Genomic DNA, 14,021 nt, shown 5'->3' with positions numbered 1-14,021 from the left:
CTCGAAAGAGGAACGCATGACGACAACTGCTCCGCACCTGCTGCCCAACGGCCAAGATCTCGACACCGCCCGGGTCGAAGCGGCCCGCGCCTACGAGCTGGACCGCGCGCACGTCTTCCACTCGTGGTCGGCGCAGGCGCAGATCAAGCCGATGACGATCGTCGCGGCGGAAGGCTCCTACGTCTGGGACGGCGACGGCAACAAGCTGCTCGACTTCTCCTCCCAGCTGGTGTTCACCAACATCGGCCATCAGCATCCCAAGGTCGTCGCCGCCATCGCCGAGCAGGCGGCGAAGCTGTGCACGATCGCGCCGCAGCACGCCAACGCCGCTCGGTCCGAGGCCGCCCGGCTGATCGCCGAGCGCACCCCCGGTGACCTCAACCACGTGTTCTTCACCAACGGCGGTGCCGACGCCGTCGAGCACGCGGTCCGGATGGCCCGTCTGCACACCGGGCGCTACAAGGTGCTCTCCCGCTACCGCTCGTACCACGGTGGCACCGATACCGCGATCAATCTGACCGGTGACCCGCGCCGCTACCCCAACGACTACGCCAGCGCGGGCGTCGTCCACTTCAACGGCCCGTTCCTGTACCGCTCCTCGTTCTTCGCCGAGAATGAAGAGCAGGAATCCGACCGTGCCCTCGACTACCTCGAGCGCCTGATCCACCATGAGGGCCCGGCGTCTATCGCCGCAATCATCCTGGAATCCGTGCCGGGCACCGCGGGCATCATGGTTCCACCGCCGGGGTATATGGCCGGGGTGCGGGAGATCTGCGATCGCCACGGCATCGTGTTCATCGCCGATGAGGTGATGGCTGGCTTCGGCCGGACCGGAAAGTGGTTCGCCATCGACAATTTCGACGTCCTACCCGACCTCATGACCTTCGCCAAGGGCGTGACATCGGGGTACGTACCGCTCGGCGGCGTGGCCATCAACGACGCGATCTACTCAACCTTCGCCGACCGCGCTTACCCGGGCGGACTGACCTATTCAGGGCACCCGCTGGCCTGCGGTGCGGCGGTGGCGACAATCAACGCAATGGAAGACGAGGGCATGGTGGCCAACGCCGCCCGGATCGGTGACCAGGTTCTGGGCCCCGGCCTGCGGGAGCTGGCCGCGCGGCACCCGTCGGTCGGTGAGGTCCGCGGCCTTGGCGTGTTCTGGGCGATCGAGTTGGTAGCCAACCCGCAGACCCGCGAACCGCTGGCACCCTATGGGGGTTCCAGCCCGGCGATGAATGAGGTGCTGGCCGCCTGTAAGTCAGGGGGCCTGTTGCCGTTCGCCAACTTCAACCGGATCCACGCGGTGCCGGCCTGCAACGTCACCGATGCCGAGGTGGCCGAGGGTCTGGCGATCCTGGACACGGCGCTCGACGTCGCCGACGGATACGTGACCGCTTAACACGGCTTAATACGGCGATGTGTGCTGGGTCAGGACGAACAGCGCCAGTCCCAGACACAGCAGGACGTTGATCGCGATCAGAATCGCGACCCCGACGATGACGCCGTGGACACAACGTCGTTGTGCGCGGCTGACTTTGGACCGCCGTTTCTCGCTGATCAGCGCAGTTGCGGCAATCGCGAACGTGACGTCGACCAGTTCGTCTTCGGTGGCCTGCTCGCCCATGGCTATCTGTTGCAGACGCTCCGGCGGGATGCCGACGCCGACACCGGCGAAGGTGCGGCTCAACCGCTTGAGCTGTCGGGGATTGGTCGACTGACTGCTCGGAAGCACCGGATCGGGCCAGGCCGTCATAACCTTCGGACTCTAATCCCGCCCGGCCCGGATCGCGCGCGAAATGCCGACGCGCCGCGCACCGCTCACAGACCGGGCTGGTCCTCGATGATGCCCAGCCAGATCTGGGCGACATCCATGGCCACCTTCTCGCTGATGAAGGCGTGCTGGGTTCCGGTGTAGATGTCGCGGAAGCCGCGCTCCAGGCGGCTGCCCTCCCGGATCGAGGTGGTGCCCGCGGCCAGGTGCGCCCACTCGGCGGCCTGGCGGGACACGTCGGTCGCATACACGGCGGCCACCCGCATGTCTGCGCGCAGCGCCGGGGTGAGGTCATCTCCGCCGGCCACTGCCGCCTCAGCGGTAGTGAAGGCGTCCAGCACCAACAGTCGCGCCGCCCGCCACGCCGCGACGTGATGGGCCAGATCCTTCTGGAAGGTCGGCCGGCTGGCCAGCGACGCCATATCGCTCATCCGGAACTTGGTGGCTGCCAGCTCCTCGACGTCGTCGAGCATGCTCTTGGCAATCCCGAGCGCCCAGGACGCGTGACCGGCCGCCGTCACCGGCATCAGCCCCATCCGGGTGGCCGGTGAGCTGCCCCGGTACGGGACACGGGAGAACAGTGGGAAGGTCCGGCTGGCGGGCACGAAGACGTCGTCGACGCCGTAGTCGTAGGAGCCGGTTCCCTTCAGCCCCTGGACGTGCCAGCCGTCCTTGAAGGCGATCTCGGCCCGGGGTATCACCGCGACCAACATCTCGGGAATGCCCTCGGGGCCTTCCAGCGCCCAGCGCATCTCGCCGTTGTCCATCGGGAAGAACCCGGCACAGACGTACTCGGCATGCCCGGTGCCCGACCCGAAACTCCAGGAGCCGCTCACCCGGTAGCCACCGTCGACCGCGGTGCCCTGCCCGTTGGGGAAGAACTGTCCGCCCATCGTGACCCGGTTGTCGTTAGCGGTGAACACCTCGGCGAAACCGTCGTCGGGCAGATAGGCCGCCGCGGCGAACGACGACGGCAGGTTCGCGATCCCGATCCACCCGAACGAGCCGTCCTGCCAGGCCATCTCGATCCAGGCCTCGATCATCTGCTCGAAGGACGGCTCGACGCCGCCCGCGGCGACCGGATTGAACGACTGCATCAGCCCGCTGGCCCACATCTCGTCGACGACGGCCGGCGCGATGGTGCGCAGCCGCTCTGATTCACCGGCCTGCGCCACCACCAGATCGCGCATCCCCCGCGCCAGCCCGACGACCTGGTCCCCCGATTGAACTGTCGACGTCATTGTCTTTTCCCGGTCCTGTTCTCGCGGCAATCCACGGCCGTGAACAAATTTGCGCAGTGAACACTTTCGGAAAATTGTATAGCGCCGAGTCGGCGAGCGAGGCGATTACCGGGCAACCTCATCGGCTGCTGATATCGACGCCCTGCGCCGCAGCGCCGACTGCTGGCCCCGATACGGATTGATGTGGGGCGATAACCTGCTCCGGCGGCGGCGCACCCATGATCGGGACCGCAGAACCGGCGTCGGACAGGGGCATTTGCTCGGCGCGCGGTGCACACGTTGATGCGCGATAGTTCACGGGAGAGACTCGTTCACCTCGCTTCACCGAAATACAACGGTGCGAGACTTCGGGTCCCCGCAGGTGATCGAGAAGCGGTCTGGTCTGGGAGCAGGAGAAGACAATGACGGATGTGGTGAGTAACGCCTCGGGGGATGTAGCCGGCGAGGCAGCTGCACGACCGCACGAGCACAGCCGCACCGGACTGTCGGCGGACGCGCTGCGCCGCGCGATCGCCGACCATCTGGTGTACTCCATCGCCCGGCCGCCGAGCGTGCTGACCACCGAGCACTACTACCGGGCGCTGGCGCTGGCGGTGCGCGACCGCATGCAGCAGCGCTGGATGGCCACCACCCAGGATCTGTTGCACGGCCCCGCCAAAGTGACGTGTTACTTGTCCGCCGAATTCCTGATGGGCCCACAGCTCGGCAACAACCTGCTCAACTTGCGCATCGAGGAGCAGGCCCGCGAAGCGCTGGCCGCACTCGGCCAGGACCTCGACGTGATCCTCGCGTGTGAGGAGGAGCCCGGCCTGGGCAACGGCGGCCTGGGCCGCCTGGCTGCCTGCTATCTGGACTCGCTGGCCACCCTGCAGCGGCCGTCCATCGGCTACGGAATCCGTTATGAGTTCGGCATTTTCGACCAGGAGATCCAAGACGGCTGGCAGGTCGAGAAGACCGACAACTGGCTCGTCGCCGGTAATCCGTGGGAGATCGACAAGCCCGACGCCAGCTACCTGGTGAACTGGGGCGGCTACACCGAACAGTACGAGGATGTTGCCGGCAACCACCGAGTGCGCTGGATTCCCCGCCGGGTGATCAAGGGCGTGTCCTACGACACCCCGATCCAGGGTTACGGCGTGAACACCTGCAACACGCTGACCCTGTGGAGTGCCCGGTCGATGTCGTCGTTCGCGCTGGACGCCTTCAACACCGGCGACTTCTACAAGGCCGTCGAGGACGAGGTTCTCTCGGAGAAGATCTCAAAGGTCCTCTACCCCAACGACGAACCCGAGGCGGGCAAGCGGCTGCGGCTGCAGCAGCAGTACTTCTTCGTCAGCTCATCGCTGCAGGACATCCTGCGGATCCACGTCGAGCGGGCCCGACTGCCGCTGACGGCATTGCCGGACAAATGGGCCATCCAGCTCAACGACACCCACCCGTCGATCGCGGTGGCCGAACTGATGCGGCTGCTCATCGACGAGCACCACATGGCCTGGGACGAAGCCTGGGAGATCACCGTCGGGACCTTCGCCTACACCAACCACACCCTGTTGCCCGAGGCGCTCGAGACCTGGCCGCTGGGCATCTTCGGTGAATCGTTGCCCCGGCACCTGGAGATCATCTACGAGATCAACGAGCGCTTCCTCGACGAGGTGAAGGCCAAATTCCCCGGTGATGAGGACCGGGCGCGGCGGATGTCGCTGATCGGTGAGGACGGCGGCAAGAGCGTGCGCATGGCCCACCTGGCCACAGTCGGCAGCCACGCCGTCAACGGTGTCGCCGCACTGCACTCCGAGCTGCTGAAAGCCAGTGTGCTGAAAGACTTTTACGAAATGTGGCCGGAGCGGTTCGGCAACGTCACCAACGGAGTCACGCCACGACGTTTCCTGGCGTTGTCCAATCCGGGATTGCGCAGCCTGCTCGACGACACCGTCGGCGACGGCTGGCTGACCGACCTGGAACAGCTGCGCAGCCTCGAGTCCTACGTGGACGACCCGGCCTTCCGGGAGCGTTGGCGAAACATGAAGCGTGCCAACAAGAGTCGTCTTGCCGAGTACGTGCACTCCGCGACCGGCATCGAGCTTGACCCGACGTGGATGTTCGACGTCCAGGTCAAGCGGATCCACGAATACAAGCGTCAGCACCTCAACGTGCTGCACATCATCACCCTGTACAACCGGCTCAAGCGCAACCCCGGATTGGGGATCGCGCCGCGTGCGTTCATCTTCGGCGGCAAGGCTGCGCCCGGCTACTTCATCGCCAAGCGGATTATCAGGTTGATCACCGCTGTTGGCGCCACCATCAACAACGATCCGGATGTCAACCGGTACATGCGGGTGGTGTTCCTGCCGAACTTCAACGTCAAGAACGCCCACCTGATCTACCCGGCGGCCAACCTGTCCGAGCAGATCTCCACCGCGGGTAAGGAAGCTTCCGGCACCGGGAACATGAAGTTCATGATCAACGGCGCTCTGACCATCGGGACGCTCGACGGCGCCAACGTCGAGATCCTTGAAGAGGCCGGCCCGGAGAACTTCTTCCTGTTCGGACTGACCGTCGATGAGGTGGAGGAGCTCAAGGCGCAGGGCTACCGGCCGACGAGCTTCGTGGAGCGCGATCCAGAGCTGGCCGAGGTGCTCGAACTGATCGCGCAGGGTGCTTTCACCCACGGTGATACCGAGGTGCTGCGGCCCCTGGTCGACAACCTGCTGCAGCATGATCCGTTCCTGGTGCTGGCCGACTACCGCTCCTACATCGACTGCCAGGCCAGAGTCAGTGCTGCCTGGCACGATTCGGACGCCTGGTCGCGGATGTCCATCCTGAACGCGGCGCGCAGCGGCAAGTTCTCGTCTGACCGCGCGATTGCCGAGTACTGCGACGAGATCTGGCATGTCGGCGCGATGCCGGTGAAGCTGTAGGTCGCTCGAGCACTCGGACTCGTCCCATATTGTGCCGGGAACCCCGGCGGTAGCTAGGGCTCCAGCACGACCTTGATGGCTCCGCTTCGCCGGTCGCCCGCAACCCGGAACGCCTCTGCCGCGTCGGACAGCGGGAAGCGGTGAGTGACGACGGTGGCCGCAATTTCCGGATCTGCGGCCAATGCCGCTGCCGCATCGATGAATTCGCGGTCATCACGCCCGCGGTCGTAGCACATCGAGGCGGTCAGCGTCAGTTCCTTGAGCATCCACGGAATGCCGGGAACCGCTCGGTCGCCGTGCGACACACCGACGACCGCGATTTGGCCGCCCGGAGCGGCACGCCGCACGCAGTCGGCCAGCGCCTCGTCGGAGCCCACCGCCTCGATGACGACGTCATACTCCCCTTCCGGGGTTCCGGCGCCGAGTCGCTCGGCCGCTTCGATCTGATGCGGGTGGCGGGCTTGCAGGTCGACGTCGAGACCCATGGCGCGGGCCGCGGCGACGGCCAGCAACCCGACGCTTCCGCCACCGACGACCAGGACGCGGTCGGTTGCCTCGGCGCCGACCTTGCGCAACGCATGCCAGGAGACGGCAAGGGGTTCCACCAGGCAGGCGTCGGTTACGGGCAGGCTGTCCGGCAGCGGGACAAGGCACTGGGCGGGCACCCGGACCCGGTCGGCGAGCCCGCCGTCGAAAGCGACCCCGAGCAGTCCGTGCGGCGCGCTTCCCCGGCACCGCTGAGGTGACCCGCCGCGGCATTGATCGCACTGGCCGCAGCCCACGGTCGGTTCGACACAGTACGTGCGCCCGTCCACCGTGCCGGCGATCTCGTGACCAATCGTCACCGGCAGGCCAAACGACAGCATGCCGAGGTCACTGCCGCAGATGCTGGCCGATCCAACCTCGAGGATCGGCCAGTCACCAGGGGGCTCGTCGACCTCGACGACGGTGGCTGACCCCTGGATCGAGCGGACAGCGCGCATCATCCGTCGATTGTCCCGATCCGGCGATCGCCCGCAGTCAGCGCCCCGTCGAAGTGGGCTTGACCGGCTGCGTCGTCACCGGCCGCGCGAGGACCCATCGAGGGCCTGACGCTCCGTGAGCGCGGTGCGTGCCCGCTTATCGGCGGCGTGCGCCGCCTCGGTGAGCGCGGCGTCCTCGTCGGGAGGGTCGGCGGTGAGGAAGCTGCCGCGGCCGGGTGCACCGCCAGAACCGAGCTTGTTCATCCGCTTGGGTACCGATGCGCCCTGGTATTCCAGCGCGATCGGGTGGCCGTCGGCGTCGACCGGACCCAACGGTTGATGCAGCTCGACGTATGCGCCGTGCGGCAGCCGCTTGAGGATGCCGGTCTCAACGCCGTGCTCGAGCACCTCGCGGTCGCTGCGCTGCAGCGCGATCGCCCAGCGGTAGGTGATGAAGTAGACCAGCGGCGGCAGCACCACCATCCCGATGCGGCCGATCCAGGTCGTCGCGTTCAGCGAAATGTGGAAGGTGTAGGCGATGATGTCGTTCATGGCGCTGTAGGTCAGCACGATGTAGAAGGCGATCGCCATCGCGCCGATGCCTGTTCGCACGGGAGCGTCCCGTGGCCGCTGCAGCAGGTTGTGGTGCGCCCCTGGCCTTTCCGAGTCGCCGGTGAACCGCTTCTCGATCCATGGGTAGGCGATGAGCGCCACGAAGATCACGCCCATCAGCACGGCGACCGCCACCGCCGCCGGGATGGTGTGGTGGCCGAGATAGATCTCCCACGCCGGCCACAACCGGATCAGCCCGTCGGTCCACATGAGGTAGAAGTCGGGCTGGCTTCCCGCCGACACCTGCGCGGGCTTGTACGGGCCGATCTGCCAGATTGGGTTGATCTGCAACAGGCCCCCCATCACCCCCAGGATGGCGACCGTCATTGCGAAGAACGCACCCGACTTCACCGCGAACACCGGCATGACCCGCACGCCGACGACGTTCTTCTCGGTGCGGCCGGGACCGGGGAACTGGGTGTGCTTCTGGAACCACACCAGCGCCAGATGAAGACCGATGAGCGCCAACATGATTCCGGGAAAGATCAGGATGTGGATGGCGTAAAGCCGTGGGATCAGGACGTCGCCCGGGAAATCGCCGCCGAACAGCGCCCAGTGCAGCCAAGTGCCGACCACCGGAATCCCGAGTGTGATCGAGGACAGCGCAGCCCGGATCCCCGTACCCGATAGCAGATCGTCGGGCAGCGAGTAGCCGAAGAACCCTTCGAACATGGCCAGGATCAACAGCAGCGAACCGATCACCCAGTTGGCCTCGCGGGGGCGGCGGAAGGCCCCGGTGAAGAAGATCCGCGCAAGGTGCACCATGATCGCTGCAGCGAAAAGCAGCGCCGCCCAGTGGTGAATCTGGCGGACGAACAAGCCGCCGCGCACTTCGAAGGTGATGTCCAGAGTGGAGGCGTACGCCCGGGACATCTCGATGCCACGCAGAGGCTGATACACGCCGTGGTAGGTGATCTCCGTCATCGAGGGGTCGAAGAACAACGTCAGATACACGCCCGTGAGCAGCAGGACGATGAAGCTGTACAGCGCGATCTCGCCCAGCAGGAACGACCAATGGGTCGGAAAAACCTTGTTCAATTGCCGCCGGACTGCGCCGGACGGGTGGTAGCGGGAATCGATCGCATCGCCTAGGGATGCGGCCAGCATGGCGGGTGATTTCATTGTGAGGATCCTCCGAAGCTGCGCCCGGGCTGCATTGAGCAGGCATCAGTGATTCGGAGCCGCGCCCGTCACGGATGGCCGCCGCGGGCACTTGGTCTTTTGTACGTCAGACGTCTACGGCGCCGGCGCAGGCCGAGTCGAAACCGAGGTACGTTGATCTGCGATCAGATGACGAGGAGTGCTGTGGCTGCAGTGACCGACGAATCGCCGGACGCTCCCCCTCGCGGGTTTCGGCGCATCCCGCCGGAGATCCGCAAGGCCGCAACCGTCATCGCGATCGCGATCGTCTTGGCCTCAAGCTTCGCCGCCGCCTACACCGTCGCGCTCGGACGCCCCGCTCCCCGCAACCTGCCAGTCGGTGTCGTCGGGTCGACGGCTGCAGTCGCGCCGTTCGTGAATGCGTTGCACAGCAACAAAAACGAGTTCGACGTCCATCAGTACTCGACTCGCGACGACGCGGTCGCAGCGATCAACCAGCAGCGCATCACCGCCGCTATCGACGCCACCGCAACACCGCCCCTGCTGTTGTTGTCCAGCGCCAGCGACCCCTCGGGCACGCGCGCATTGATCCAGCTGGACCAGACTCAGCCCGGACAGTTCATCCTGCCGATCGTCGACCTGCATCCGCTGCCGCCGTCCGATCCAGCCGGGCTGGCCACGTTCTATCTGGTCATCGCCGCCACGATCCTGGGTTTCATCACGATGTTTCAGCTGCGGGCCAACGTCAAGACGCTCAGTCTGGGGCGCTGGCTGGTCTGCCTGGTGGTGCTCGCCGTGGTCGGCGGGGCGGCGTTGGCAAGCGTCACCGGCCCGGTCCTGGGCGCGCTCAGCACGCCGTTCCCGCAACTGTGGCTGCTGACCTCGGTGCAGATCGCAGTCGCCGCATTGTTCAACTCGGCCATGCTGGTGCTGATCCACCGGTGGGCCATCATCCCAACCTGGCTGGTGTTCATCCTGCTCGGCAACACGTCGTCGGGCGGGGCGGTGTCCGCGACGCTATTGCCGCAACCGTTCGCGTTCTTCAACCACGCGCTGCCCAGCGGCGCGACGGTCTCGGCGATCCACGCGGCGACGTACTTCCCGCAAAACCAGCGGACACTGCCGTTCATCGTGCTCGGGGTGTGGCTGGTGGCCGGACTGGCCGCGCTGATCGTCGCGTCACGCACGCTGCATCGCTCGCCGGCGCAGTGAAGTCCTAGTCTGGGGAGATGATCCCAGCCGGCCGCATCACGTCGATCTGGCGCTATCCGGTCAAGTCGATGCTGGGCGAGCAGCTCAGGCAGGCCGAGATCGGCGAGCTTGGCCTGCACGCCGATCGCACCTGGGCCGTGCGTGACGTCGAACTCGATGTGACCACCAGCGCCAAGCGGCTGCCCGGGCTGCTCTGGCTGACGGCGCGCTACACACAGGCCCCACCGCCAGAAGCCGGGCCGGGGCACGCGCCCGAAGTCGCCATCGCGTTCCCTGACGGCACCGAGGTGACGAGCTCTGACCCTGTTGTGCACCAAGCGCTTTCGCGCTATCTCGACCACGAGGTGGAACTTCGGCCGCTGCCGCCGATGGCTCGGCGCGACCAGTACCGCGGACCGATGGCCACCAAAACCGACCTGCGCACGATCTTCGGCCTCGAGGACGGCGAACCGCTGCCCGACCTGTCGATGTTCCCGGTCCGCAAGCTCGCCGAGATCAGCCGCTACGCCACGCCGGTCGGCAGCTATGTCGACGCCTATCCTGTCCACATCATCACCGAGCAGAGCCTGGCCACCATGACCACGCTGGCGCCGGATTCCGATTTCGACGCCCGGCGGTTCCGCCCGACGATCGTCGTGGACTCCCCCGGCGCGTCGGCTCAGCCTGAGTGGGACTGGTGCGGCGGCAGACTGCGCGCCCCGAACGCCGAGCTGCAGCCGCTGATACCGACCATCCGCTGCGTCATGCCGTCTCACGAGCAACCCGAGCTCAAGCGGGACAAGGAGATCACCCGCACCATCGCCGCGCACTCACGGCGCTGCCTCGGTGTCTACGGCAACATCACCCGGGCGGGACACATCACGGAAGGCGATGTGCTGCAACTGGATCCACCCAACCGCGCGGCGTTTGGAGCCACCACAGGATCGGGTGCGACGAAGGTAAAGCGCGCCGTCATGAGGGCGGTGTCAGCGGCGATGCCCGCCGGGAAGAGGAGTTGACCATGCGTCATGTCGTCGGTGTGCTGGGTGTCCTGGCCGCACTGTTCGGATCGTTGTTCACGCTGCAGGGCTTTGGTGTGGTTCAGGGCAGCCCGATGAGCAACACCACCACGTGGTCGGTGCTCGGTCCGATCATCGCCCTGGTGGGGCTTGGTCTGGCCGTCTGGGCCTGGCGCCCGCGCCGCTAGGCGGCGTACACCCAGTACAGAACCAGGATGATCGCGGCAACGACATAGGTCGCCCACAGCACGACGATCGTGGTTCGCCTCGACTCGAACGGGGACATCGACTGCGGTGCTACGGGCTGCTCGGCCGGCTCAGAACTCATCGGCCGCTCTGTACCCATCAGCCCGATCTTCAAACCGCTTCCTAGAGAAGTTCGCGCACGGCTCGTAGTCGCCCGCGCCACCAGGCGACGCGTTCGGCGTCGTCGAGGGAAAACTCGGCGACACGGTCAGGATCGGGGCCGGGGGCCATCGGAGATACGGGCAGATACCCCTCGACCGGGAGCAACGCGCGTCCTGCAGAGACCACGTCGCCGGCCAACAGCGTCGCAGTGCCCAGCCCGCAGGCGAATGGAACATCCGGCAGCACACCGGCCAATGCCAGTCCCCCGGCCAGTCCGATGCTGGACTCGGCCGCTCCCGGCGCTGCCGACACAATGCACGGCAGACCTTCGTGTTCGGCGAACCGCAACGCCCGCCGCACGCCGCCGAGCGGGCCGACTGCCAGCACGGCGATGTCGGCGACCTGCGAGGCTGGCGGCCTGTCCGGCCCGAGGCTCGCCACCTCGACAGCCACCCGCACGTCGATGCGACGCCGTAGCGCCGCCAACTCGGCGGCCGTCGCACACGGCTGCTGCACAAACTCCAGTCCGCCTGCTGCGGAGTTCATAACCGGGATCACGCCGGCCGCGGTATCGACATCCCACAACCGCTCGACCGAGCAGCGGATCGATCCGGCCGGCCCGAGCGCCGCGCGCACCGCTTCGAGGCGGGCGAGATCCTCGGCGAGGGCATCGGCACCCCCAGTCACGCGCACGTCGGCCGCGCGACACCCGCTGCGGCCGACCATGGTGCCGGCGTCGTCCGGGCTCACCGCTGGTACCGGTACCGAGACGGCCACCCGGCCGCGCACCGGGTCTGGCCAGCCCACTGTGCCGCCCTCGATGGCCGATGTCAGCCAGCGCGCCGCCACCAGATCGCTGCTCGCGGGCGGGGGGCAGAACTCGCCCCAGCCTTGGGGGCCTTCGATCAGCATTCCCTCGCAGGCGTTGACGCCGCGGTACCCGTCGCGGGCCGGGATGGCAAAGACCGGCGCGCCGTCGAAGTCGATCAGTGCCTTCACGGGACTACGAGACGGACCCCGCCGGCGACCAGTAGGCCAGCATCTCGGCGAAGGTCTCGAAGGCCGGCCGGGCCATGCCGTAGGTGGCTTCGAAATGGATGCTCAACGGGAAACCGAGATCGGCAACGCCGTCGATGACCCGCTTGTACAGATCGACGAGCAGCCGCCGCTTGATGTCCGGATCGCTACCCGCCAGCGTGGCCACGAATTCCTGCTCAGGAACGACCGCGGGATTGCCCGGGTCCTGGATCAGCCAGTTGATCAGCCCGACGCGGCTCTCTACCTTCGGCACGAAGCCGAACGACAGCAAGATCTCCGGGCGGAAATCGGTGGTGGCCGCGAATTCGGTGAGGAACCCGACGATGGCGTCGGAATAGAGCAGCTGGGTCATGCCGTAGGTGGCGCCCTGGCCGCACTTGAATCCGAATCGGCCGGCTTCGCCGGCCCGCGTCGGGATCAGGATCGCTCCCCGATTGGGGACGAGGTCGCGGTAGATCGTCAGCGCATCGGTGGGCGCCACGCCGGCACCCTCGCCGTCGTTCATGGTGCGCGGAACACCGACGAAGACAATGCCTTCCATTCCGGCGTCGAGCAGCTGGGTCAGCCGCCCACCCAGCGTCTGCTCGTTCATGAACGCCGTCACCTGGGTGCACAGGCCGCGCACGCCGGGCAATTCCGGAGAGATCCGCGACCAATAGTCCAGCACGTCGAGTTTGGGCTTCATCTCGACCGGACGGTCGTCGTCCTCTTCGATCATCCCCGGGATCATCACGTGCCCGATCCGGCCCGCCAGCCCGGTCTCCGCGGAGAACTGCACCACCTTGCGCGCCTCCTCCAGAACCTCTTCCGGAGTGCGATCGGTATTGGGCGGCACGAGTTCGAGCGCGACGGTGTTGAGGGGCACGAAACTGCTCCTGACAAGACGACTGGGTCCCTGGGGGTGCGAGCCGGGATGGCCGCCGGACGCGATCCGCCGATCACCATACAGATAGTGCGGTCGTGGCCTTCCGTCGCTCCGAGGTGTGCGGTGTAAAGCGTGTTGCGCGCATCGATGAGAAGGTAGCTTCGAGTGCCACCGCAAGGGTGGCGAGTCAGATCCGAGGGGTCAGTGATCAGGAGTCCTAGTCGAATTCGCGCGGCGGGTCTGGTGGTGTTGGCCGGCGTCGGGGTCGTCGCATTCACAGCGTGCGGAGCCAAGAGCAACGAGCCGGCGCCGACCACCGGCTCGAGTCCGTCGCTACAGCCCACCAGCAAGGCCACGTTCCCAGGTCCGAACAACTTCAGCCCGGCGCCGATCGCGCCGCTGAACCCGACCGTCAACCCGACGAACGCACAGACGACACACCCCTGAACGGTGTCTTCAGGTCAACTCTTGACTCATTCCAGAAAAGGGACGACTATTTCACCGTGACCCCTATGTCGGATATTGCCGACCAGCTGCGTTCCGTGCAGCTGCGGGTCACCCGCCCCCGCGTAGCGGTTCTCGAGGCGGTGCACGCCCACCCGCACGCCGACACCGACACAATCTTCGGAGCCGTCCGCAGCGGCCTCCCCGAGGTGTCGCGCCAAGCCGTCTACGACGTCCTGCACGCGCTGACCGCTGCCGGTCTGGTGCGGCGTATCCAGCCGTCCGGTTCAGTGGCTCGGTATGAGTCCCGTGTCGGCGACAACCATCACCACGTCGTCTGCCGCTCGTGTGGCGTTATCGGTGACGTCGACTGCGCCGTCGGCGACGCGCCATGTTTGACGCCGTCTGATTACAACGGTTTCGTCCTCGACGAAGCAGAGGTCGTCTATTGGGGCCTGTGCCCCGATTGCAGTTCGCAAGAACGTCCCTGATCACACAAGTGATCACA

The 14,021-nt window shown here is 66.4% G+C and carries 14 protein-coding genes; 7 read left to right on the top strand and 7 right to left on the bottom strand.

Going from position 1 to position 14,021, the window contains the following annotated elements:
* The first annotated feature begins 16 nt into the window (after window positions 1-16).
* Window positions 17-1,402, top strand: coding sequence for an aspartate aminotransferase family protein (locus tag CG716_RS21645; RefSeq protein ID WP_094483170.1), 1,386 nt, complete (start codon window positions 17-19; stop codon window positions 1,400-1,402).
* A 6-nt stretch (window positions 1,403-1,408) separates the two neighbouring features.
* Here the strand turns inward: CG716_RS21645 and CG716_RS21640 are convergent, their stop codons facing one another.
* Window positions 1,409-1,756: a hypothetical protein gene (locus CG716_RS21640; RefSeq protein WP_094483169.1), complete on the bottom strand. Its 348-nt coding sequence runs from the start codon at window positions 1,754-1,756 to the stop codon at window positions 1,409-1,411.
* Between the two features lie 65 nt (window positions 1,757-1,821).
* Complete coding sequence (locus tag CG716_RS21635; RefSeq protein WP_094483168.1) at window positions 1,822-3,015, bottom strand: acyl-CoA dehydrogenase family protein; 1,194 nt, start codon at window positions 3,013-3,015, stop codon at window positions 1,822-1,824.
* Between the two features lie 401 nt (window positions 3,016-3,416).
* On the opposite strand from CG716_RS21635, the gene CG716_RS21630 reads away from it, so the two are divergent.
* Window positions 3,417-5,933, top strand: coding sequence for a glycogen/starch/alpha-glucan phosphorylase (locus CG716_RS21630; RefSeq protein ID WP_094483167.1), 2,517 nt, complete (start codon window positions 3,417-3,419; stop codon window positions 5,931-5,933).
* Window positions 5,934-5,986: 53 nt separating this feature from the next.
* On the opposite strand, the gene CG716_RS21625 is transcribed toward CG716_RS21630, so the two are convergent.
* Both CG716_RS21625 and qcrB read right to left on the bottom strand, forming a co-directional pair.
* Entirely contained in the window at window positions 5,987-6,919 is a 933-nt protein-coding gene (locus CG716_RS21625; RefSeq protein WP_207760734.1) for a zinc-dependent alcohol dehydrogenase, read from the bottom strand.
* A 72-nt stretch (window positions 6,920-6,991) separates the two neighbouring features.
* Window positions 6,992-8,629, bottom strand: a complete 1,638-nt coding sequence (qcrB, locus tag CG716_RS21620) for a cytochrome bc1 complex cytochrome b subunit (RefSeq protein ID WP_094483166.1) — start codon at window positions 8,627-8,629, stop codon at window positions 6,992-6,994.
* A 183-nt stretch (window positions 8,630-8,812) separates the two neighbouring features.
* Between qcrB and CG716_RS21615 the strand changes: the two genes are divergently transcribed.
* From CG716_RS21615 to CG716_RS21605, 3 genes are read left to right on the top strand one after another with little or no spacing between them, the layout of a single operon-like run.
* Entirely contained in the window at window positions 8,813-9,820 is a 1,008-nt protein-coding gene (locus CG716_RS21615) for a DUF3533 domain-containing protein (protein WP_234817947.1), read from the top strand.
* Window positions 9,821-9,837: 17 nt separating this feature from the next.
* A complete protein-coding gene (locus CG716_RS21610; protein WP_094483165.1) occupies window positions 9,838-10,818 on the top strand; it encodes an MOSC domain-containing protein in 981 nt (326 codons plus the stop codon).
* Between the two features lie 2 nt (window positions 10,819-10,820).
* Window positions 10,821-11,006: a hypothetical protein gene (locus tag CG716_RS21605; protein ID WP_094483164.1), complete on the top strand. Its 186-nt coding sequence runs from the start codon at window positions 10,821-10,823 to the stop codon at window positions 11,004-11,006.
* On the opposite strand, the gene CG716_RS30290 is transcribed toward CG716_RS21605, so the two are convergent.
* From CG716_RS30290 to CG716_RS21595, 3 genes are read right to left on the bottom strand one after another with little or no spacing between them, the layout of a single operon-like run.
* Window positions 11,003-11,146: a hypothetical protein gene (locus tag CG716_RS30290; RefSeq protein WP_165774234.1), complete on the bottom strand. Its 144-nt coding sequence runs from the start codon at window positions 11,144-11,146 to the stop codon at window positions 11,003-11,005. The two genes, CG716_RS21605 and CG716_RS30290, sit on opposite strands and share 4 nt — an antisense overlap.
* A 41-nt stretch (window positions 11,147-11,187) precedes the next feature.
* Window positions 11,188-12,165: an enolase C-terminal domain-like protein gene (locus CG716_RS21600; protein WP_094483163.1), complete on the bottom strand. Its 978-nt coding sequence runs from the start codon at window positions 12,163-12,165 to the stop codon at window positions 11,188-11,190.
* Between the two features lie 4 nt (window positions 12,166-12,169).
* Window positions 12,170-13,069 carry a mycobacterial-type methylenetetrahydrofolate reductase gene (locus CG716_RS21595; protein WP_094483162.1) on the bottom strand — a complete coding sequence of 300 codons (900 nt, stop codon included), beginning with the start codon at window positions 13,067-13,069 and terminating at the stop codon, window positions 12,170-12,172.
* A gap of 204 nt (window positions 13,070-13,273) precedes the next feature.
* On the opposite strand from CG716_RS21595, the gene CG716_RS21590 reads away from it, so the two are divergent.
* Together CG716_RS21590 and CG716_RS21585 are read left to right on the top strand one after the other, a co-directional pair.
* The gene (locus CG716_RS21590; RefSeq protein WP_110883960.1) at window positions 13,274-13,516 is read left to right on the top strand and encodes a hypothetical protein; all 243 of its coding nucleotides are present in this window, start codon (window positions 13,274-13,276) and stop codon (window positions 13,514-13,516) included.
* Window positions 13,517-13,581: 65 nt separating this feature from the next.
* Complete coding sequence (locus CG716_RS21585) at window positions 13,582-14,004, top strand: Fur family transcriptional regulator (protein WP_094483160.1); 423 nt, start codon at window positions 13,582-13,584, stop codon at window positions 14,002-14,004.
* The last annotated feature ends 17 nt before the right edge of the window (window positions 14,005-14,021 follow it).

Source organism: Mycolicibacterium sphagni (assembly GCF_002250655.1).
GTDB lineage: Bacteria > Actinomycetota > Actinomycetes > Mycobacteriales > Mycobacteriaceae > Mycobacterium > Mycobacterium sphagni.
The sequence above is the reverse complement of the archived record's forward strand: the minus strand, read 5'-3'. Positions and strand labels throughout refer to the sequence as shown.

Excerpts from the sequence above, each read along its gene's own strand:
- CG716_RS21610 (WP_094483165.1), top strand. The coding sequence starts at position 9,838 with ATGATCCCAGCCGGCCGCATCACGTCGATCTGGCGCTATCCGGTCAAG.
- CG716_RS21630 (WP_094483167.1), top strand. The coding sequence starts at position 3,417 with ATGACGGATGTGGTGAGTAACGCCTCGGGGGATGTAGCCGGCGAGGCA.
- CG716_RS30290 (WP_165774234.1), bottom strand. The coding sequence starts at position 11,146 with ATGAGTTCTGAGCCGGCCGAGCAGCCCGTAGCACCGCAGTCGATGTCC.
- CG716_RS21640 (WP_094483169.1), bottom strand. The coding sequence starts at position 1,756 with ATGACGGCCTGGCCCGATCCGGTGCTTCCGAGCAGTCAGTCGACCAAT.
- CG716_RS21605 (WP_094483164.1), top strand. The coding sequence starts at position 10,821 with ATGCGTCATGTCGTCGGTGTGCTGGGTGTCCTGGCCGCACTGTTCGGA.
- CG716_RS21645 (WP_094483170.1), top strand. The coding sequence starts at position 17 with ATGACGACAACTGCTCCGCACCTGCTGCCCAACGGCCAAGATCTCGAC.
- CG716_RS21625 (WP_207760734.1), bottom strand. The coding sequence starts at position 6,919 with ATGATGCGCGCTGTCCGCTCGATCCAGGGGTCAGCCACCGTCGTCGAG.
- qcrB (WP_094483166.1), bottom strand. The coding sequence starts at position 8,629 with ATGAAATCACCCGCCATGCTGGCCGCATCCCTAGGCGATGCGATCGAT.
- CG716_RS21635 (WP_094483168.1), bottom strand. The coding sequence starts at position 3,015 with ATGACGTCGACAGTTCAATCGGGGGACCAGGTCGTCGGGCTGGCGCGG.
- CG716_RS21585 (WP_094483160.1), top strand. The coding sequence starts at position 13,582 with ATGTCGGATATTGCCGACCAGCTGCGTTCCGTGCAGCTGCGGGTCACC.